This is a genomic window from Eubacterium album, assembly GCF_025336545.1.
GTDB classification, from domain to species: domain Bacteria; phylum Bacillota; class Clostridia; order Lachnospirales; family Lachnospiraceae; genus Eubacterium_U; species Eubacterium_U album.
In genome coordinates this window covers 55,445-76,926 of sequence record NZ_JAODBU010000007.1, presented here as the reverse complement: position 1 = coordinate 76,926, position 21,482 = coordinate 55,445, and the positions used below count along the sequence as shown (strand labels likewise).

At 32.5% G+C, this 21,482-nt stretch carries 24 protein-coding genes and 1 riboswitch; of the genes, 2 read left to right on the top strand and 22 right to left on the bottom strand.

The features are described 5' to 3' along the window. Positions 1 to 7: 7 nt before the first annotated feature. From thiD to N5B56_RS07925, 10 genes are all read right to left on the bottom strand, one after another. Positions 8 to 811 (bottom strand): bifunctional hydroxymethylpyrimidine kinase/phosphomethylpyrimidine kinase, encoded by an 804-nt coding sequence (gene thiD, locus N5B56_RS07970; RefSeq protein WP_117910365.1) that lies wholly within the window; start codon positions 809 to 811, stop codon positions 8 to 10. A gap of 92 nt (positions 812 to 903) precedes the next feature. Beyond that, entirely contained in the window at positions 904 to 1,542 is a 639-nt protein-coding gene (thiE, locus tag N5B56_RS07965; RefSeq protein ID WP_118565479.1) for a thiamine phosphate synthase, read from the bottom strand. Then, positions 1,529 to 2,350: a hydroxyethylthiazole kinase gene (gene thiM, locus N5B56_RS07960; RefSeq protein WP_118565480.1), complete on the bottom strand. Its 822-nt coding sequence runs from the start codon at positions 2,348 to 2,350 to the stop codon at positions 1,529 to 1,531. Before thiM ends, thiE begins: the two co-directional genes overlap by 14 nt. A 76-nt stretch (positions 2,351 to 2,426) precedes the next feature. Next, a riboswitch (TPP riboswitch) is annotated at positions 2,427 to 2,533 on the bottom strand. Positions 2,534 to 2,720: 187 nt separating this feature from the next. After that, positions 2,721 to 3,296 (bottom strand): cytidylate kinase-like family protein, encoded by a 576-nt coding sequence (locus tag N5B56_RS07955; protein ID WP_118565481.1) that lies wholly within the window; start codon positions 3,294 to 3,296, stop codon positions 2,721 to 2,723. A gap of 102 nt (positions 3,297 to 3,398) precedes the next feature. Further along, positions 3,399 to 4,091, bottom strand: a complete 693-nt coding sequence (locus N5B56_RS07950) for an LrgB family protein (RefSeq protein WP_022088295.1) — start codon at positions 4,089 to 4,091, stop codon at positions 3,399 to 3,401. Then, positions 4,084 to 4,461 (bottom strand): CidA/LrgA family protein, encoded by a 378-nt coding sequence (locus N5B56_RS07945; protein WP_260978699.1) that lies wholly within the window; start codon positions 4,459 to 4,461, stop codon positions 4,084 to 4,086. Before N5B56_RS07945 ends, N5B56_RS07950 begins: the two co-directional genes overlap by 8 nt. Positions 4,462 to 4,544: 83 nt before the next feature. Beyond that, complete coding sequence (locus N5B56_RS07940; RefSeq protein WP_117910377.1) at positions 4,545 to 4,967, bottom strand: YolD-like family protein; 423 nt, start codon at positions 4,965 to 4,967, stop codon at positions 4,545 to 4,547. A gap of 110 nt (positions 4,968 to 5,077) precedes the next feature. Next, the gene (locus tag N5B56_RS07935; RefSeq protein ID WP_117910361.1) at positions 5,078 to 6,607 is read right to left on the bottom strand and encodes a Y-family DNA polymerase; all 1,530 of its coding nucleotides are present in this window, start codon (positions 6,605 to 6,607) and stop codon (positions 5,078 to 5,080) included. 15 nt (positions 6,608 to 6,622) lie between these two features. Further along, positions 6,623 to 7,468: a formate/nitrite transporter family protein gene (locus N5B56_RS07930; RefSeq protein WP_260978698.1), complete on the bottom strand. Its 846-nt coding sequence runs from the start codon at positions 7,466 to 7,468 to the stop codon at positions 6,623 to 6,625. A gap of 162 nt (positions 7,469 to 7,630) precedes the next feature. Beyond that, positions 7,631 to 8,299 carry a Crp/Fnr family transcriptional regulator gene (locus N5B56_RS07925; RefSeq protein WP_260978697.1) on the bottom strand — a complete coding sequence of 223 codons (669 nt, stop codon included), beginning with the start codon at positions 8,297 to 8,299 and terminating at the stop codon, positions 7,631 to 7,633. A gap of 153 nt (positions 8,300 to 8,452) precedes the next feature. Here N5B56_RS07925 and N5B56_RS07920 point away from each other — a divergent pair, with 153 nt between their 5' ends. Beyond that, on the top strand, positions 8,453 to 9,154 hold the full coding sequence (locus tag N5B56_RS07920; protein WP_260978696.1) for an ATP-binding protein: 702 nt from the start codon (positions 8,453 to 8,455) through the stop codon (positions 9,152 to 9,154). A gap of 209 nt (positions 9,155 to 9,363) precedes the next feature. Here the strand turns inward: N5B56_RS07920 and hisC are convergent, their stop codons facing one another. From hisC to glmM, 3 genes are all read right to left on the bottom strand, one after another. After that, positions 9,364 to 10,419, bottom strand: a complete 1,056-nt coding sequence (gene hisC / locus N5B56_RS07915) for a histidinol-phosphate transaminase (RefSeq protein WP_260978695.1) — start codon at positions 10,417 to 10,419, stop codon at positions 9,364 to 9,366. Continuing rightward, positions 10,394 to 10,918: a VanZ family protein gene (locus N5B56_RS07910; RefSeq protein ID WP_158562687.1), complete on the bottom strand. Its 525-nt coding sequence runs from the start codon at positions 10,916 to 10,918 to the stop codon at positions 10,394 to 10,396. Before N5B56_RS07910 ends, hisC begins: the two co-directional genes overlap by 26 nt. A gap of 82 nt (positions 10,919 to 11,000) precedes the next feature. Beyond that, positions 11,001 to 12,344, bottom strand: a complete 1,344-nt coding sequence (glmM, locus tag N5B56_RS07905) for a phosphoglucosamine mutase (RefSeq protein ID WP_117910376.1) — start codon at positions 12,342 to 12,344, stop codon at positions 11,001 to 11,003. Between the two features lie 348 nt (positions 12,345 to 12,692). On the opposite strand from glmM, the gene N5B56_RS07900 reads away from it, so the two are divergent. Further along, positions 12,693 to 12,869, top strand: coding sequence for a hypothetical protein (locus N5B56_RS07900; RefSeq protein WP_022088285.1), 177 nt, complete (start codon positions 12,693 to 12,695; stop codon positions 12,867 to 12,869). Positions 12,870 to 12,931: 62 nt separating this feature from the next. On the opposite strand, the gene N5B56_RS07895 is transcribed toward N5B56_RS07900, so the two are convergent. The 9 genes from N5B56_RS07895 to N5B56_RS07855 form a co-directional block, all read right to left on the bottom strand. Continuing rightward, positions 12,932 to 14,623, bottom strand: a complete 1,692-nt coding sequence (locus N5B56_RS07895) for an ABC transporter ATP-binding protein (protein ID WP_260978694.1) — start codon at positions 14,621 to 14,623, stop codon at positions 12,932 to 12,934. 76 nt (positions 14,624 to 14,699) lie between these two features. After that, the gene (locus N5B56_RS07890) at positions 14,700 to 14,963 is read right to left on the bottom strand and encodes a PqqD family protein (protein ID WP_022088283.1); all 264 of its coding nucleotides are present in this window, start codon (positions 14,961 to 14,963) and stop codon (positions 14,700 to 14,702) included. Positions 14,964 to 15,026: 63 nt separating this feature from the next. Next, a complete protein-coding gene (locus tag N5B56_RS07885) occupies positions 15,027 to 15,578 on the bottom strand; it encodes a hypothetical protein (RefSeq protein WP_260978693.1) in 552 nt (183 codons plus the stop codon). 249 nt (positions 15,579 to 15,827) lie between these two features. Continuing rightward, positions 15,828 to 16,511, bottom strand: a complete 684-nt coding sequence (locus tag N5B56_RS07880) for a CpsD/CapB family tyrosine-protein kinase (RefSeq protein ID WP_118565486.1) — start codon at positions 16,509 to 16,511, stop codon at positions 15,828 to 15,830. Positions 16,512 to 16,529: 18 nt separating this feature from the next. Then, positions 16,530 to 17,297 (bottom strand): YveK family protein, encoded by a 768-nt coding sequence (locus tag N5B56_RS07875; RefSeq protein ID WP_178516271.1) that lies wholly within the window; start codon positions 17,295 to 17,297, stop codon positions 16,530 to 16,532. A 12-nt stretch (positions 17,298 to 17,309) separates the two neighbouring features. Next, on the bottom strand, positions 17,310 to 18,350 hold the full coding sequence (locus N5B56_RS07870; protein ID WP_260978692.1) for an LCP family protein: 1,041 nt from the start codon (positions 18,348 to 18,350) through the stop codon (positions 17,310 to 17,312). Positions 18,351 to 18,371: 21 nt separating this feature from the next. Then, positions 18,372 to 19,088: a CpsB/CapC family capsule biosynthesis tyrosine phosphatase gene (locus N5B56_RS07865; RefSeq protein WP_260978691.1), complete on the bottom strand. Its 717-nt coding sequence runs from the start codon at positions 19,086 to 19,088 to the stop codon at positions 18,372 to 18,374. Between the two features lie 325 nt (positions 19,089 to 19,413). Continuing rightward, positions 19,414 to 20,070, bottom strand: a complete 657-nt coding sequence (locus N5B56_RS07860) for a V-type ATP synthase subunit D (protein ID WP_117910349.1) — start codon at positions 20,068 to 20,070, stop codon at positions 19,414 to 19,416. A 37-nt stretch (positions 20,071 to 20,107) separates the two neighbouring features. Then, positions 20,108 to 21,481: a V-type ATP synthase subunit B gene (locus N5B56_RS07855; protein ID WP_117910348.1), complete on the bottom strand. Its 1,374-nt coding sequence runs from the start codon at positions 21,479 to 21,481 to the stop codon at positions 20,108 to 20,110. Position 21,482 lies beyond the last annotated feature (1 nt).

The following is a 21,482-nucleotide window of genomic DNA, read 5'->3' as shown; positions in this document are numbered from 1 at the left end:
TCCTTTATTATTTTACTTTAGTATATTCATTTGTAATAGCAAATCCATGATTCATAGGTCCACTTCCCTTTCCTAAATCAAGCATAGCTGCTAATGCTCCTGAAATATACTCTTTGGCTCTAAAAACTGATTCTTCCAAATCATATCCTTTTGCCAGATTTGATGCTATTGCTGATGATAATGTACACCCTGTTCCATGGGTATTTGGATTATCTATTCTTTTCCCATGAAACCATTTGAATTCATTATCTTTATATAATAAATCGCTGGCATCATTTTGGTTATGTCCTCCTTTGCAAAGGACTGCACAGTTATATGTTTTTGCAATTTTTTCTGCTGCCTTTATCATATCTTTTGAGTTGTTTATTTTTATTTGGGCCAGTTCTTCTGCCTCCGGAATATTTGGAGTAAGAATCGTTGCCAAATGAAACAATTCTTTTTTTAATGTGTCTACAGCATCTTCATTAATAAGCCTTGCGCCACTTGTTGCCACCATTACCGGATCAATAACAATATTTTTCGCTTTATATTGTTTTAATTTATCAGAAATAACTTTTATAAGTTCTTTCTCTGAAACCATTCCTACTTTAACTGCATCCGGTTCAATATCCGTAAATATGCAGTCAATTTCCTGTGCCAGAAATTCAGGTGTTGCATTCTGTATTGCCGCCACGCCTGTAGTATTTTGAGCAGTTAGAGCTGTAATGGCACTCATAGCATACACTCCATTTGCCATCATCGTCTTTATATCTGCCTGAATACCTGCTCCACCACTTGAATCACTTCCTGCAATTGTAAGGGCTGTCTTCATATAATTCTCCTACTATTTATTATTTAATTATCTTTTTGTCACATATATAGTAATTCTCTATATGTTCTCTAGTCTTACTTTACCTGATAATATTATTCTACAATTTTGCTTATTTCTTCTTTTAAGCCACTAGCTGCATTTTTTATATTATTTGCTCCATAAATTGCACTAATTACTGCAATTCCGTCTATTTTACTTCCTGTTAATTCTTTAATGTTATCATGAGTTATTCCACCTATTGCTACAACAGGAATTGACACTGCTTCACATATTTCTTTCAAAGTTTCATACGTTACTTCTTTTGCATCATCTTTTGAATTTGTCGGAAATACTGCTCCTACTCCAAGATAATCTGCACCTCTCTTTTCTGCCAAAAGTGCCTGTTCTACTGTCTGTGCGGATACACCTATGATTTTATCAGGTCCTAATTTTTCTCTTACCATACCTGCTTCCATATCACTTTGTCCTACATGGACTCCGTCTGCTCCTATTTCTACAGCAATATCCACATTATCATTTATAATGAAAGGTACTTTATATTCTTTGCATAACTTCTGTAATTCTTTTGCCTCTTCAAGGAAATGCTCCTCATCTAATTTTTTCTCTCTTAACTGAAGAAAAGTAACTCCTCCGTCAAGACTTTCTTTTACTACTTCGTATAAAGTTCTTCCGTTTAACCAATATCTGTCTGTTACTGCATACAATAACAAATCTTTTTTATCTAATTTCATATTTTGCTCCTTTATCGAGAGTTTCCTTATCCATATTATAGATTGCATCAATAATTCTATTTCTATATGTAGAATTACCGTCTCCCTCTTTCATATAACTCCATCCGATTTCACCTGCAAGACCCATTGTACAAACTGCTGCTGCAGCTGCCTCTAACTGTTCGTTAGGATTTGCTACTAAAAATGCTGTCATCATTCCTGAAAGCTGACATCCTGTTCCTGTTATTTTTCCCATTTCAGGACGACCATTTCTTATAACAAAACATCTTTTTCCATCGCTTACTAAATCAATTGCTCCTGTAATAGCTATTATTGTTTCACTCTTTTTTGCAAATTCTTTTATAAATTTAATTGAATTTTCCAAATTTTCTTCGGTCACTGCATCTGCTACATCAGCATCTACACCTTTTGTTGTTCCGCTACCATAAGCTAAGGTCTTAATCTCTGATATATTTCCACGAATTGCATTAAATTTAATTTTTTTCATTAACTCCACTGCAGTATTTGTTCTAAGTGTTGAAGCTCCTGCTCCAACAGGGTCAAGTAATACCATATGCCCTAATTTATTTGCTCTCTTTCCTGCAATAAACATACTTTCTATAGTTCTCTTATTCAATGTACCAATATTAATATTTAAGCCCTGGCAAATACTTGTAATATCCTCAACATCTTCCGGTTCATCAGACATAATCGGGCTTCCTCCACATGCCAATAAAACATTTGCCACATCATTAACTGTTACATAATTTGTAATATTATGAACCAAAGGTGTATTATTTCTGACCTCTTCTATGTATTTTCCTAACATGCACAATTCCCTCCTTTTACAAAAATAATGCGGATATGCCTATAAACACATCCGCACAAATATTGTTGTCTCACAAAATCTGCTATAATTATGTTCCTACGTTGGCATTATCCAAATCAGGTTATGGGTCAAGGTATACAACCTACTCTCAGCAAGCTTATGCAAGCTCCCCTTTTATTTTCACAAATAACAATCTTTTTAATTGTTATTACTTTAATCAGTAACTAAACTAATTATCAATTTCATTCTTTTCTTCAACTATAGACGGCTTTCGTTTCTGTGTCAATACTAGTTTTTTAGCTATATCACTATAATCTTTTTAAACTGGCGTCGTTATATTTCTTTATTTTTCATAAACCACTTATATTATTTATTTTTCACCTATGGTTCTATTAATATAACTATCTATGACTTCAACTAATTCATTTACTTCTAAATTATCAACATTTATGCACAAATCATAATTTCCGGCCATTCCCCATTCTTCACCGGTATAATATCCATGATATTTGCTTCTTCTTTCATCTGTCTGCAGCACGGTATTATGAGCTTTTCTTACTGAAATGTTATGTTTCTTAGCAATGTTTTCTTCTCTTACTTTTTTGCTACCTGACAGGAAAATTGAAATACATTTAACATCATCTCTATATACATAATTGCCACATCTTCCAATTATAATAAAATTGTCTTCATCAATTACATTTTTCAACGCTTTACCTGCTGTACTGTATAACAGCGAATCTTCTTCAGAAACCGTAATCGAATGCATAAGCATATCCATAGGTGTTTCTCCGTAAAAGTCAGGGTATCTTTCAAAATACCCTTTTTCCTTTGCCATTTTAGAAATTGCTTTTTTGTCAAATAATTTTAAATTATATTTTTGTGCCAATGCTTTTCCTATTTCATCTCCATTACATCCGCACTGTCTGGCTATTGTAATAATCATAGTTGTACTCCTTCTTTAAGTAATCTGTAAAATTTATAGTTATCCACTTATGAGCAAGTTTACGATGGCTTAAACGTTTTGACCCTGCATCCTAATATATTTCTATAAAAAATTTGCAAATACAGATGCTAAAACTACCGTCAAAATGCCTGTAACAGCTATTGCAAGACTGCTCATTGCACCTTCGATTTCTCCCATTTCAATTGCCTTTGCAGTTCCAATTGCATGAGAAGATGCTCCTAATGCCAATCCTTTTGAAATAGGTTCCGTAATCTTAAATATCTTGCAAATAAGTTCTCCAAATATATTTCCTAAAACTCCTGTAACTACAATTACTGCTACCGTAATTGTAACATATCCGCCTAATTCCTCTGAAACGCCCATACCGATTGCTGTAGTTATTGACTTTGGAAGTAAAGTAACATACTCCCTGTGTGTCATTTTCATTAATTTTGCCAAAATCAACACTGTACACAAACTGGTAAGCACTCCGGCTGATATTCCTAAAATTACTGCTTTAAAATTTCTTTTTAACAATTGCCACTGTTCATATAATGGAATTGCAAGGCACACTGTTGCCGGAGTTAAAAACCAGCTTAAATAAACTGCACCCTTGTTATATGTTTCATAATCTACATTTGCGCAAACCAAAATAACAATTGTAAATATAATTGAAATCAATAACGGATTAAATATCCCCAGTTTAAATTTTTTCTTTAATGCAAGACCAATCATATATGATACAAGACTTATGCTTACGCCCGCAAATAAAGATGTTTCAAGCAAATTATTCATCTTTTTCATTCTCCTCTTTATCAGATTTTCCTTTTCGTATAACCCATTGTGAAACCTTTCCTGTTGCAGCCATAACTGTAACTATTGTTACTACTGTTATTATACTAACAGGCAATATCAATTGTTTTAGTATTCCCCATGACGACATAAGTCCTACTCCTGCCGGTATAAACATAACAGGCATTATTTCTATCAAAAATTTGCCAACGTCTTTAACTGCATCAAGTGCAATCCATCCTGTAAGCAATCCTACAAGTAAAATAACCATTCCGTATATACTAGCCGGAATCGGTAAAGGTAACACGTATTTTAACAACTCTCCTGCATATGAAATTACAAGTATTATTAAAAATTGTTTTAAATATTTCATCTTAAAGCTCCTTTAAAACTATGTACTGCCCCGTACTTTTGTCGGCGGCTAATCGTAGAAAACATTCTAAAAACAAACTTATTTCATTTTGTTTCTTCCTCTATAGATATAATATCATCTATAAAAATTTCTTTTCCATCGGTAAATTCAACTGTTTTTTTATACTCATCTATCTTTTTTATTTTGGAGCATATATTTAAATATGCCCCGCCCTCTTTATTTTCATCTTTTTTAAAATAAGTAATCTGCACATTTTGAATAGAGTCATTTTTATTTAATATCTGTTGTAATTTATAATCAAGTTCTCTTTTAACATTTTCATCTAATTCAATTTTATTATCAGTAATTCTTGCAGTTTCTTTCAACGCCTCCTCATGACCTGTCAGTGCAGCAAATGGTGAAAATTGTGCAGCTCTGTTATAAACCGTCATCCTTGGATGCCTTTTTGATGTTGGATGCTCCATATTTATAATATCTTCATAAGTATTCTTTGCCTCTTTACTCATTTTGCCATCTGCCTTTCCATACCTTATTAACATCTCTAACTTTTACATAATGTTAAATTAATAAAATTTCATTTATAATTTATATAAATATCTTTTTAACAAACTTAATTTTATGCTTTATGCCCACCAATCATTTCATTCCTCTCTATTGCTGTAGCACCTTCTGTCAAATTAGTTCCCTTTAAAATTGCGTTTTTCCCATATTTCTTTTTTATCTCTAGCATAGCCTTTTGCATTTGTTTTTCTCTTTGTAACTGCTTTTCTTCTGTTTCTTTTTTCTTAGCCTGTTCTTCATAATCAGTAAATAGATCTAACTGTTCATAATCATCTTTTTTCACAACATCTTTTTCATTTATAACATGATTTGCTGCTATATTTATTCTTCGTATTAACAAATTCTTATTTACAATTTCATCATATAATTTTAAAACTGCCTCAGTTATAAGCTTTGTAGATGAACAATGTTCTTTTAAATTTGTTGTCCCATGAGCGTGTTTTGGTATCTTTCTTCCATAATAATCCGTTGTTACACTTCCATCGTACTTTTTTCTTATTTCAGGATTTTTAATACACTCTATGTCATATCCTACTGTAAGCACAATTTGATTAGTAACCAGTTCTTTTTCAACTAAATCAAGAACAAGAAGTTCAATCATTTCTCCAACAACAACTCTTGCCTTTTCCCACGTGTATGGGCATTGCAATACCTGCCCTGAACCTAAGCTGTTAGTTTCAGGTTTATAGGATTTAACATCTTCAATTGTACATGGCTCCCATCCCCACGCATGGTCTATCAGTAATTCTGCATTTACACCAAATAACTTGTACAAAAGTTCTTCATTATGGAATTCATTTTCCTTTCCAACTGAACATCTGGCAATATCTCCCATCGTATACAAACCATATTTCTCAAGTTGCTTTGCATATCCTCTTCCGACTCTCCAAAAATCTGTAATTGGTCTATGATTCCATAATTGTTTTCTGTAAAGCATTTCATCCAAATAAGCAATTCTTACGCCATCTTCATCTGCCTGAATGTGCTTTGCCATAATATCCATTGCAATCTTACACAAATATAAATTTGTACCAATACCTGCCGTTGCTGTAATTCCCGTTGTCTGTTGAATATCTTTTATTATTTTCTTTGCCAACTGCTTAGGAGTTAATTCATATGTTTTTAAATAATGCGTCACATCCATAAATACTTCATCAATAGAATAAACATGTATATCCTCAGATGCAATGTATTTAAGATATATTTCATAAATTCTGGCACTGTATTGCATATACAGTGCCATTCTTGGTTTCGCTACAATATAATCAACCCCTACGTATGGAGATTTTTTTATAACATTATCATTATACGATAATTCATGGAAAACTCCTTCCGGCAATTTTGCCTTTCTTTCCTCATTAACTTCTTTTATTTTTTGAATCACTTCAAATAATCTGGCTCTGCCCGGAATCCCATAAGCTTTAAGTGACGGCGAAACAGCCAGACATATTGTTTTTTCAGTTCGGCTTTTGTCAGCCACCACCAAATTTGTAGTCATACAATCTAACTTTCTTTCCCTGCATTCAACTGATGCATAAAAAGACTTTAAATCTATGGCTATATATGTTTTTTCATTTTCTGCCACTTTGCTCCTCCACTATTAATATTCTTCCGCAATGTCTATATCTTTTGCCTCTTTTTCTGCTGTTTCTCCTGAAAGTGGAGACTTATGAAGAAATGCCATATAATATCCACATCCTACAATTCCTGCTCCTCCGACAATATTGCCAAGTGTTACAGGTATCAAATTATTTACAAGAAAATTAAACCATGTAAGTCCATCTGCTGTTATACCATACTCTGATGCTGTTAACAATCCTGCAACTCCAAAATACATATCCGCTATGCAATGCTCAAATCCGCATAATACAAATATCATTACCGGCCAGAAACTTGTCATTAATTTTCCTGACACTCTTTTTGCTGCAAATGACATCCAAATTGCAATACATACCAATATATTGCATAATATTCCTCTCACAAAACTATCTGAAACCGCTAAATCTGTTCTCGCTTTTGCGGCATTTACTATTGCACCTGCCAAATCTCCCTGAAATAAATTAGGAGTATGTCCATATACAACTAAAACCGCAACAAAAGATGTTCCAATGAAATTTCCTATATATACAAATAACCAGTTTTTTAACATCTTCCATACGCTGTTTTTCCCTGCCAAAACAGATAAAATTATCAGATTATTCCCTGTAAACAATTCACTTCCTGCAACAAGAACCATTGCCATTCCTGCCGGAAATACCATTGCCCCTACAAGCTTAGCTACTGAAGCGACTGATATACTGCTTGCTGCTACTGTTGAACCTATACCTGCAAATCCTATAAACATTCCTGCGAAAAATCCAAGTAATATCATCTTGAAAATTGGCAGATTGCTTTTGTGTATTCCTATTTCTATGTAACTTTTTGCTATCTCTAATGGTGAATGCATTTTACCACTCCTTTTTCTGTGTATTTTTGCTTATTTGCATTTTATTTTTATTGTTGTTTTATATTTATAATTGTTCTTTTAACGTAAATGTATTTTTTCTACTTGATATTTTATACTTACGATTGTTCTCTTAACGTAAATGTATTTTTTCTATTTGCTATTTTATACTTGCAACTGTTCTTTTAACGTAAATGTATTTTTATCTATTTCTATTATTCCGTCATTTTTCATTTTAGACAACTCATTACTCATTGCACTTCTGTCTACATTTAAATAATCAGCGAGCTGTTGTCTATTAAATGGGATTGTAAACTTATAACTTCCACTTATTTTCGCCTGATCTGAAAAATATGCTAACAGTCTTCCTCGAATGGATTTAGATGATGTGTGTAATATTCTTCTTGAAAGCATTAAATTTTTATGAGCTGATATCTGAAGTAAATTTTTAATTAACTTTTCATGATGACCACATGTATTGGGGCACGTTTCAAGCACCCTATAAGCATTTAAGAATAAAATCTTAGTATTTTCCGTTGCCACAGCATTTACAAGCAGTGCCTCTCCAGGAATACTTGCATATGTTTCTCCAAATATAAATCCGGGTTCTATATGACTTAATATGCTCTTGTTTCCCCATAAATCATCGCTTTCAATATTTACACCGCCCTCAATAACCATTCCAAATAGTTGGATTGATTCTCCTACTCTATAAATATCTTCACCTTTTTTATATTTTTTTGTAACTGCCCCAAGGCAACTTAACATTGTCTTTATTTCTTCTTCACTCATCCCTTTAAATAATTTTGAATTTGACAAGAGTTGATAATTCATCGTTGCACCTCATAAAATAATTTTACATATAACATATAATTAATTATCTTTATTGTTGTTTTAACAACAGATTTGTCATACTGATTGTACTATACTAGCATTATCAAATCAATATACAAATAATTGTAATAAATTTCAAATTGGAGGTCTAATATGATTCGTCGTATTATAGAAATTAATGAAGAAAAGTGTAATGGATGTGGTATTTGTGCAAATGCCTGCCATGAAGGTGCAATTGAGATTGTTAATGGTAAAGCTAAGCTTCTTCGTGAAGATTATTGTGATGGTTTAGGAGACTGCCTTCCTGCGTGTCCTATGAATGCAATTTCTTTTGTTGAACGTGAAGCTCCGGAATATAATGAAGCTGCTGTAAAAGCTGCTCAGGCTAAAAAGGCTGCACCTGCATCTTTCGTATGTCCGGGTATGAAAGCTAAATCATTACACCCTGAGACTAATGTAAATAATGAAAATAAACAAACCTATGTATCTTCAAGTCAGTTAATGCAGTGGCCTGTTCAAATCAAATTGGTTGCACCTAACGCTTCATTTTTCGATGGTGCTAAATTGCTGATTGCTGCCGACTGTACTGCTTATGCATATGCAAATTTCCATCAGGATTTTATTAAAAATCATGTAACTATTGTAGGTTGTCCTAAATTAGACAACACTGATTATTCAATTAAGTTAACTGAAATAATTAAAAATAATGATATTAAAGAAGTATGTATTGTGAGAATGGAAGTCCCATGCTGTGGTGGTTTAGAAAATGCTGCAAAAGATGCAATAAAAAACAGTGGAAAATTTATTCCATGGAATGTAGTTACAATTTCTACAGATGGAAGAATCTTAGATTAAGTTAATCTATAAATTGCTATTTTAGCACTTATTATTTGTTAAAATAATTATTTTAAAGTCGGGGATTTTTTTGACTCCGACTTTTTATCATCTTTACATTGTACGCCGCCAGATGCACTTAAATTCAAAAATTCCCGGAATTTTTCTTCCGGGAATTTTATTAACACTTTTCCTGTCTCGATATATATTTATTAATGTGTCAGACAATATTATTTTAAATATTCTTCTAATGCCAAATATAATTTTTCCATTTCATCATCCGTGCCAATTGTAATTCTTAAATAATTATCTATTCTTGGCTTCTTAAAATATCTTACATAAATATTTTTTGTCTTTAGATAATTAAATATATCCTCAGCTTTCGCGCTTTTATGAGTTGCAAATAAAAAATTAGTCTTTGAATCAGTGCATGTAAATCCTAATTCTTTAAGTTTTGTTTTTGCATTCTCTCTTGTAGTAATTATTTTTTCCACAAGATTTTTGAAATAAGCATCGTCTTTTATAGCTTCTACACCTGCATAGATTGTTGGAAAATTCATTGTATATGAATTATACGAAAACTTAACAGCAAGCATTGCACTGATTAACTTTTCATTTCCCATTGCATAACCGATTCTAAGACCTGCTGCTGAACGGGATTTTGAAAATGTTCTTACAACTAGCACATTATCATATTTTTCAATGAATTTTAATGCTGAAGTTGCTCCAAAATCTACATATGCTTCATCAACAATTACTACCGAATCCTGATTATTTTTTATAATTTTCTCAACCTTGTCTATTGACATCTCTACTGCTGTTGGAGCATTTGGATTAGGAAATACGATTCCACCATTTTTTCTAAAATAATCCTCAGGTATTATTTCAAAATTATCGTCTAATTTTATTGTTTCATAAGGAATATCAAATAAATCTGCCCATACATCGTAAAAAGAATATGTAATATCAGGGAATAGTATTGGTTTATCTGAATTAAAGAATGTTAAAAATGCCATTCCTAAAACGTCATCTGAACCTACTCCTACAAATACCTGGTTTGATTTAACTCCATAATATTTAGCAATTGCATCAACTAATTCTGTTGCACCCGGGTCCGGATATTTTCGAAGAATTGCCGAATCCATATCACAAAGTGCTTTTCTCACTCCCGGTGCCGGTGGGTAAGGATTTTCATTAGTATTTAATTTTACTACATTCGCTGTCTTTGGCTGTTCGCCGGGTGTGTATGGAGTTACTTTTCTAATATACTGTTCCCAAGTCTTCATTTCTATCCCTTTCTGTCATTATCTTCTTTATCAATATATTAATTCCAATCATTATGACTATTGCCGTAAATGCTCCGCACGTATCTATGCATACATCAAAAAATTTAGGACTTCTTCCATCTACAAATCCCTGATGGAATTCATCTGTGCACGCATAAATAAACGGAACGACAATTGTCATTAACCGGTATCTTATCTTTTTACTTCTGTATGCTCTAAATGTCATTGCAAACATAGTTATCAATATCCCCAATATTGCATATTCTCCAAAATGTCCTGTCTTTCTTACAAAAAAACTGGTTTTATTAAATATGTCCTGTTGCTTTAATAAATCCTTGCTGTCATATTCAGGCTCTATATATTTAACTACTTTAACAGTAATCTTATCACTAAGAGACTGAGATGATTCACCATTCTCAGCCGAAAATCCAAATATGGTTCCCATCCAGAATCCTATCAAAACAATTAAGACTATTCTAACTATGTATATTTTTTTCATTTTAAAAGTTTTTCCTTTATTAACTATTAAACAGTTATTGTACATTATAAATTACTTTAATGTGTCAATGATCAAATATCTTTTATAATGCATGACCTTTTTTGTTAATTACATCTACTACATAGTCAACACATTTTTCTGCTTCTTCATCAGTTCTTGCTTCAACCATTACTCGAATTACAGGCTCTGTTCCACTTTCTCTTACAAGAATTCTTCCGTCTTCTCCAAGCTTATCTGCAACTTCTTTTACTGCTGCCTGAACATCTGCATCCTGCTGTGCTTCCGGTTTACTCTTAACCTTTACATTTTTAAGGCACTGTGGATAGATTGTAACAGGTGATGTAAGTTCTGACATTTTTTTCTTGCTTGCAAGCATTACTTCCATTAATTTGATTGATGTTAAAATACCATCTCCTGTTGTTGCATACTTACCAAAAATAATATGACCTGATTCTTCTCCACCAAGTTTATATTCATTTTCTCTCATGCATTCATAAACATATTTGTCACCTACTGCTGTCTTTTCATAATCAATGCCTACTGCATCAAATGCTTTATAAAGACCGATATTTGACATAATTGTTGTTACAACTGTATTGTTTACAAGAGTTCCTTTCTGTTTCATATAAACTCCGGCAACATATAAAATTAAATCACCATTAACAACATTTCCTTTTTCATCTACACATAAACATCTGTCAGCATCTCCGTCATATGCAAATCCGATATCTAACTTATTTCCAATAACATATTTCTGTAATTCTTCAATATGTGTTGAACCACATTCTTTATTAATGTTAGTTCCATCCGGTGCATCATTAATTACATGTGTTTCTGCACCAAGTGCATCAAATACTCCTTTTGCAATTGAAGATGCACTACCATTAGAACAGTCAAGACCAACTTTGATATTTCTATATGAATGTGTTGCAAGTGACATCAAATAACCCATATATCTGTTTCTTCCTGCAAAATAGTCAACTGTTCTTCCGATTTTTTCCATTCTTGCATATGGAATACTTTCTAAATCACTGTCTAAGTATTTTTCTACTTCATCAATGACCTCCTGTTCCATCTTTTCACCATTGCCATTAATTAACTTAATTCCGTTATCATAGAATGGATTATGACTTGCTGATACCATAATTCCGCAATCAAAATCTCCTGTTCTTACAACATATGAAACACTTGGTGTTGTAGTAACGTGTAATAAGTATACATCTGCACCTGTAGATGTAAGCCCTGCTGACAAAGCGTCTTCGAACATGTAACTGCTTCTTCTTGTATCTTTTCCAATAACAACTGAGCATTTATGATATCTTCCATAATACCATCCTATGAATCGTCCTATCTTAAATGCATGCATTGCTGTTAAATTAACATTTGCTTCTCCTCTAAAACCATCTGTTCCAAAATATTTTCCCATTTCCACTAATTCATTGTCTACTATATATTTGAATATAAGCACCGACAATTTCCTTTCATCATTTTTATGACCTTACGTCATATATCCAAATTCATTTCATTTGGCACTCTTTTTATTATATAATATTCCATCTTCATTTACAACCTGAACCCTATATTCCGACCCTCAAGTATGATAAATTGTATAATCCGACATTTATCTACAAGATATATATTTAATTCCGACTTTTTTTCCTTTATTACTGTCATAATTGTCTATTTTGTGTCGATATATTCTTTCCATATTTCTTCATATTTCTGATATAATTTAATAGGCTTTACAGCAATAATTTAGAAGAGGACATTTAAAATGATTAATGAAAATGAACTTCTACTAAAGGAAACGGAAGATTTACTTCTTGAAATACAGCAGTTGAAAAAGCAGTTAGAATACGAATCACAAAAGCATAAACAATGGAAAGCACTTGCAATGGTATTTCATGACTCATTGTGGGATATGGTGAATAAATATGTACTTATAAAATGATGCCGGATTTCACAAAAGGCACAAAAATAAAGTGACATCAGGAAATAATCCCTGATGCCACTTTATTTTTGATATAAGCACTTATCTTTAATTATAAATTCCTTATCGCATACATCTAACGCAGCCTGTTTATGAGTAATTATGATACATGTTCTTTCTTTTAATTTCTTTATATTTTCCAACACTCTCTTTTCTGTCATTTCATCAAGCGCTGATGTTGCTTCATCTAACAATAAGATTGGTGCTCCACTTATAACTGCTCTCGCAATTGCAATTCTTTGTGCCTGACCTTCTGATAATCCCATGGCGTTTTCACCAATCTTAGTATCCATTCCATTTGGTAATTTGCTTACGAAATCATATATATCACTTGCTATTAATGCCTGCTTTATTGTTTCATCATCTGCATCTTTGATTAAAGTTAGGTTCTCTCTTATTGTACCGCTAAACAAAAAATTTCCCTGAGGCACATACGCAAACATTCTTCTTGTATCAGGTGAAACAGTAACTTCTTCTCCATCTTTAAAGCATAACTTTATCTCACCTTCATCCGGTCTGAAAACTCCTAGCAAAAGTTTAAACAAAGTACTTTTTCCAATTCCGGAAATCCCCCTTATCGCCACAAATTCACCTTTACTAAAATCTGCATTTCCTTCTTTAAGTACAATATCTCTTCCATAGCTGAATCTTATATTTTTAAATATACCTTTATCGAATTTATCATAGAGTTCTTTTACCGTTTCCTTTGGTTCGTTTCTTTGTTCATCCTGTATATTCTCAATCTCGATTATTCTTTCTGCCGAAGCCAAAATACTGTAATATTGCGGAATAACCTTAGTTATATTGAAAAATGGAGTTTGTATCTGGGATATTAACTGAAGCATTGCAGTCAAAGTACCAAAACTCATTGTCTTTGCGCATACTTTTAATGCACACCAGATTAATGCAAACAAATACCCTGCATTAAAAATGAAACTAAATCCTGTGTTTGCACATATACTTATGACCCTTCGTTTCATTTTCATATCATAATTTTTCTTTTGAAGTATGTCGCCTTTTTCAGCAAACTTATCCTCTACGCCAAATGTTTTTACAGCTAGAATGCTTTCTATTGATTCCTGATAAAATGATCTTACTTTTCCATCTGTCTCCTGAACAGCCTTATGTAGACTTTTTAATTTTTTTCTAAAAAATAATGTTGTTACTGACAATACAATTCCTGCTGCTAAAAATAAAATAGTAAATCTCCAGTCAAATGAAACAAGCACTATAAAAGCACCTAAGAATTGGAAAACGCAAAACAAAATAGTTGGAATAATTGATGTAACTCCTTCTGTAACTATTTTCATATCACTTGTCAGACGGTTAATTAACTCTCCACTATGATATTTCATTATATCACTATAATTTTTTCTTATAATGCTCTGATACAATTGCGATCTCATGCTCATTTCAAGACCTGCCTGTGCCTTAACAGTCATGCTCTGCGTTGCAATTCTAAGAATCATTCTAAACAAAATTGTGCATAAAATAATAATGCCCACAACTATAATCTGGTTTCTAAATTTAATAAATTCATCGTGTCCCTGCGCATCTGCTGCATTTGCTGCCGCATCTATTGCAAACTTACTTAAAACCGATAAGCCTGTTCCAATTAGTGCAAGAATTATATTTGCTATACTTAAAATAATTATTCTAAAGCTTTGCTTCTTAGCTTTAGCTTTTATCCATACAAGACTTTCTCTATCTTTCATTATCTAAATCAAATTCTTTCTCTATTATTATAAATAATATATTTGTAATCAGTTATCCCTTTTTTTGCCAGAATAACTATTCAAATATATTTGCGTCTTTCATTTTCTCAATGAATTTTTCTACGTCCTTCGTTGCAGTTTCACTGTCTATTTCAAACTCTTCAGTTATCGTTTTGACTATTTCATCACTATTCATTCCACTTTGTAATTTCTCAAATATAAATGCACCTGTATCATTTGTTGTTATCATTCCATTAAATTCGTTTGTCTCATTTCCTGTAGGAACAATTACGTTACTTCCTCCTACTTTTCTTAAAATAAACCCTTCTTTTATCTTCATTTCATTCTCCTTCTATAAAAAGAAAAGGAGCTTTCAAAGCTCCTTTTCTTTATGTAATTATTATTATTTTGTAACTTTTCCCTTGAATCCGGCTTTCTTTAAATTCTTCTTTAATTTCTTGAATTCTTTAGCTTTCATCTTCTTATTAACTTTAACTGTAATCTTAGCTGAATTTAATCCCTTGAAAGCACCTTTCTTTACTGTGAAGCTCTTTGTTCCTTTAACAATAATCTTCTTTACTTTCTTAGCTCCTGTGAATCCCATCTTGTTAACTCTCTTAACTGTAGCTGGAATTACAATCTGTTTAGCTTTCTTTGCTGTCTTAGCAAATGCTTTAGCCTTAATTACTGTTACTGTGTAAGTTACCCCATCAACTGTTACTGTAGCAGGTACTGTAGCTATATTCTTACTAACTGTAACATTGTTAACCTCAGCTGTTCCATCAGCCTTTGTATCTACATTGTTACCATCTGTAGCTGCAACGTTCTTCTTATCAACCGGTACAACACTTACTGTTGGACTAGCAACTGCTGCCTGTACTCCTGAAACTGAACTAACTGCTACTACTGCTGCCATTGCTAATACAGCAACTTCTTTCAATAACTTCTTCATCATTATTAAGTTCCTCCTGTCCTCTATTGAGCTTTATTTATTAATTCGCAACATCGACCAAAGCCAAGTCGATTGCCCTATAGCAAACTTTTTACAATCATAAAAGCTCACCATAGGCACATTATACTACTAAAGAGTGTCTTTTTAAATACCTTTTTATATAAAACTATATATTTTTGACATTTTCGGTAAAATTTATACATAAATATTGTGTATTATTAATAGATTTTTCCTTAGTATTATAAATCATTACTATTTACCACTATAATATTTCTGTTTACTGTATTTATTTTTCAAATCTGTTGCACGGTTTAAAACCACTCCTAATATTTTACATCCTGATCTTTCAAGCTGTTTTATTGAATTCTTAACTTCTGCTCTTGTGATTTCTCCACTTCTTATAACAAGAATCGCTCCATCACACATGCTTCCAATTTTTTCAGCATCTGAAACAAGTCCTAGTGGTGGTGCATCTACAAATACATATCTGTAATCTTTTGAAAGTTCATTTAACATATTTCCAAATTTGTCACTTTCAAGTAACATTGATGGATTAATTATATTTTCTACATTTGGAATAATGTATCCATTTTCAAAAGGACTTTCATATATAACTTCATCTAGAGAAAAATCTTCTGCAAGATAATTTACAAGACCTTTCATTTCTTTCCCATCCTGACGCTCCATATCATTTTTCTTCACTAATACTGAATTTCTCATATCAGCATCAACTAACACTGACTTAATTCCGGCATTAGCCATCTGTTTCCACATCTGCATTGTAACAAAACTTTTACCTTCATTTGGCAATGTACTTACAACCATAATTTTCTTTATTTCATTTCCTAAAAAGCTGACATTTATACGAAGACGGTTTATTGATTCTTCTACAGCATAAGGAAGTTCCTGTATTGAATCCATTTTAATTTTATTCATTTTACTTTCTCCTCAAGCTTATTTTTTCGGTGTATAATCTTTTTTTCCTTTTGCATAATTGCTATATGAACCATATTTCACATTTCCATCAGGAATAACAGTTAATGGAATAATTCCCAAATATTTTTCAATATCTTCTTCTGTCTTAATTGTATCATCAGTAATAAATAAGAATGTCAATACTGCTAATACTAAAACCATCCCTCCAAGTGCTCCCAGCATTGTATTCTTCTTAAGACTTGGTGAACTTTTAAATTTAGGTGTAATTGCTCTTTCTGCAATATTTGGTGCTGTAGTTCCCATTAATTTAGGAATTTCAGTAACTGCCTTTTCAGCCAATGCATTCGCTATAATCTTAGCTTCCTTTGGTTTAGTGCTAACAGCTGCTATTTTCAAAATACGTGTATCTTCTACTGTAGAAATACTAATCATTCCGTTAAGCTGTTCATATGAATATCCTAAATCATTTTCCTTGCTTACTGCTTCTATTATAGGACGTACATGCAATAATTCCGCATAATCTTCCGACAATGAAGTACCAATACTTAAGTCTGCCAAATTAACTACTGAATTATTTGATGCAGATACCATATATACTTTAGCTGTAGCAGTGTACTTTGGTGTTATTAAAAATTTTGTTCCAAGACCTGCTAATATAGCTCCAACTACAAAACCAATTATGATAAAAATAATCTTTTTACGATAATAGTTGAATAAGTCTAAAAGATTAATTTCTACTTCATCTTCTTTTTCATTCATATTAATATTATCTACCTGTTGTTTCATTTTTTCTTTCCTTTACTCCTTGTTGTTATGTTCCTTTATTCCAAATAAATCCTCCATAGTTGTAACCATAGAATCTTTATCTACATAAAATTCAATATGATCAAGATTATCTCCCAGTGCCTGGCCAACCTTTGATTCTCCCTGTAATTCATATATCCCCTTATTTGTTCCACTTGCAAATATATTGCTTATATTAGATATTGTTCCAATTGTTATATCTGTTGTTGCCTTATCCTGCAACTGATTAAATATATCTGTTGTATAATTACTGTCTGACTTAATTTTATCCTGTAATTTTTTGAAGAAACCTGTCATATACTGTTGTTGTCGCTTCATTCTTGATGCATTTTCTTCATCACCAACACCATATCTGTCATGTACATAAGCGTATGCTTCATCATCAGTAAGTTGTAATGTTGCTCCTTTTTTCATTTCAGGATATTTGTCTGTAAAATCTTCTTCTAATGTTACTGTAACTCCACCGACAATTTGATTAAGTGTAGGAATTTCACTCATGTTAAGTTCATAATAGCCATTAATTTCCATACCACCTAATAATTTCTTTACGGCTTTTACTGTATTCTTACAGCCTTGTTCTTTATTTCCACCATACCAATGTGCCGTACATAACTGAAGAGTTGCCGTTGCTGCACCTTTTCCTTCATGATTAATTAATGATATCTCTGTCATGGTATCTCTGTTAAATTGCAGAAAACTATAAGTTCCATCTGTTTTATCAACAATAACAAGCATTAAAAAATCTGCCATACTGCCCTGATATTCATCGCCTTCTCCATCATTTCCTGAAGCATCTGTTCCAATAAGAAGGTAATTTTCAAAATCATGATAATAATCATATTTTTTCTTATTAAGCTTTATTTTTCCTCTTGCGACCTGAACATTCCAGTCATTAATAGAATCCTCATCCGAAACATTCGTCTTTTCCGTCTTATTATCAATATACTGGAGTCCATATCCAAAAGCTATAATAAATAATATGAATATCAATATACCTGCAACAATTTTTATGTATTTTTTTCTTTTCTTTTTCATTTGATTAACACCCTATCAATTTTATTTAGTATCAAATCCAAGCACTTCTCTTCCCAGATTATCTATTTGTTCAACCATCTTTTTACCATATTTATCTGATATATAATCATATCCGCTTATAAGATTTGGTTTTCGGTTCTCAACATTATGACAATCACTTCCTAAAATAAGAGGTTTATCATTTTCTATTAACTTTTTTACGACTTTTCTTTTCTTTCTATTGTCATGAAAATCTGCATTCACCTGGAAAATAACAGGTAATTCAAGCATTTCCTTCCAAATTTTTTTCCTTGTCTGAAAAGCATAAAATCTTTCTATATGTGCCAAAATAACCGTAAGACGTCTCTCTTCCATCAGCATTATGACATCCTGCAAAACAAATTTGTTCCATTGTGTGAAAGGAAGCTCGAGTAGAATCGCATCTGTATCTTCTATACACAGTTTTTCCAATTCTCTTGCCTGTCCTATTCCATTAAAATAACACACCTCAGCTCCAAGCTTTATAGCAGGATACGCATCATCTTTCATGTATTCGGTACATGCTTTTAATTTATTAAATGACTTTTCTCTGTCTTTTAGGAAATGTCCGACTGAATTATTTTGAGCATAAAAATGAGGAGTTGCTAACATTGTAATAACTCCTTGACTCTTTGCTATACGAAGCATGTCAAGTGATTCCTCCTCGCAACTGCTTCCATCATCTATACCAGGCAATACATGAGAATGAAAATCAATCATTTCTGCCTCCTTTTGTCTCAAAAATCAAGTAATTCATACACTATTGTCAGGCTTAATATCCCCAATAATCTTTTACTTTATATATGATATTTTAAAAAATCATAACTGTCAAGTAAAAGCCTTACTCTCTCTACTATTGCTTTTCGTTTTAATAGTTTGTTAAAACTATGATCATCACACGCATAGTATCTGTTTTATAGTCCATAAATAAAAAAGTAGCGAACAAATTTATCTTACATCACTAAAAGTAACCTTACATAATTTTAGTATTTATTTTTTGATGTAAAACAAAATTCCATTTGTCCGCTACATAAAATAACTATATTTATTTTTCTTTATAATGATGTGCTTCCTCTAACATCATATCTTTTACTTTCATTAATCGAATCTGTGTGCTTCGTTCATTTTCATCTAATTTCATAGTAATATACTTTATATTTTTCTGTGCCTCAGGAATTATAACATGTTCTAAGGCATTAACTCTTCTTCTTGTTTTCTCGATTTCACTTGAAAGCAACTGACATGATTTTTCAATCTGTGCTAATCGTACCATATCTTCTCTGATATCTGCGAGAGATGTGACTGCATCATCTAAGTCTCCTGTTGTAAATGCAAATCCATAAGAATATATGTCATTTGGATTAGCTGTCTTAGATTTAACGGAATATACCGGAATATCTACACTCATTATATTTTTCTTATCTACATTTAGTTCAAGTTTTTGCTTTGTTGCCATTAAAGCCGTTGTTAATGTTTCAGTATTCATTCCCGCCTTAGCAACAACAAAAATTGTATTTGCCTTTTTTATGGATTCCTCAACCTTTAGTCTAAGTTCCATATTTTCCCTTGCCAAATCCAAAAACTGTCTCATAAGCTCATCTCTTTTATCTTTTAAAAGTTTATGTCCCTTTACTGCAGATACAAGTTTCTTCTTCTGTTTCGTCAATTCCATTCTTGTAGGATTAACCTGAGTGTTTGCCATTCTCTCACCTCGCTTTCTAAACGCTTTTTTGTATCACTTATTTTTCTTTGTAATACATATCAAGATATTTATCATCAATACGTTTAAGTTCTGCACGAGGCAAAATATTAAGCAATTCCCATCCTATATCCATTGTTTCCTCAATGCTTCTGTCTGACTGGTATCCCTGTGATACATACTTCTTTTCAAATTCATCAGCAAATTTTGCATAAATTCTGTCTGTTTCTGAAAGTGCTGCCTCACCTAAAATAACCATCAGTTCTTTAGCATCCTTACCTCTTGCATATGCTGAGAACAACTGGTTCATTACATTTGAATGATCTGCTCTTGTTTTTCCTTCCCCAATGCCTTTATCTTTAAGTCTTGAAAGCGATGGAAGAACATCTATTGGTGGCTGAATGCCTTTTCTGTAAAGCTCACGGCTTAAAATAATCTGTCCTTCAGTTATATATCCTGTAAGGTCAGGAATTGGATGTGTCTTATCATCTTCAGGCATTGTAAGAATAGGAATCATTGTTACGCTACCGTCTTTACCTCTCTGACGTCCTGCTCTTTCATACATTGTTGCCAAATCAGTATACATATATCCCGGATATCCTCTACGTCCCGGAACTTCTTTTCTTGCTGCAGAAATTTCTCTTAAAGCATCTGCATAGTTAGTAATATCCGTAAGAATTACAAGTACATGCATTCCTTTTTCAAATGCAAGATATTCTGCTGCAGTCAATGCCATTTTCGGTGTGGCAATACGTTCAACAGCCGGGTCATTTGCTAAATTTATAAACAATACTGTTCTATCAATCGCTCCTGTTTCTTTGAAACTATCTATAAAATAATTTGCCTCTTCAAATGTTATACCCATAGCTGCAAATACTACGGCGAACTGTTCATCTTTTCCTTTTACCTTTGCCTGTCTTGCAATCTGCGCTGCTAACTGTGCATGTGGAAGACCTGAAGCTGAGAAAATTGGCAATTTCTGTCCTCTTACTAATGTGTTTAATCCATCAATTGCTGAAATTCCTGTTTCAATAAATTCTGAAGGGTAATTTCTTGCTGCCGGATTCATAGGTACACCATTAATATCTCTTCTCTCTTCCGGAAGAATTGCGGGTCCGTCATCTATTGGGTTACCTAATCCGTCAAATACTCTTCCAAGCATATCTTCCGAAACGCCAAGTTCCATGCTTCGACCTAAAAATCTTACTTTACTGTTTGAAAGGTTAATTCCAGTAGAACTTTCAAATAACTGTACCAGTGCATTTTTGCCATCTATTTCAAGCACTTTACAACGTCTTGTTTCACCATTTGCAAGTTCTATTTCTCCAAGTTCATCGTAAGTAACATTTTCTACGTCCCTAACAAGCATCAAAGGACCTGCTACTTCCTGAATTGTTCTATATTCCTTTGCCATA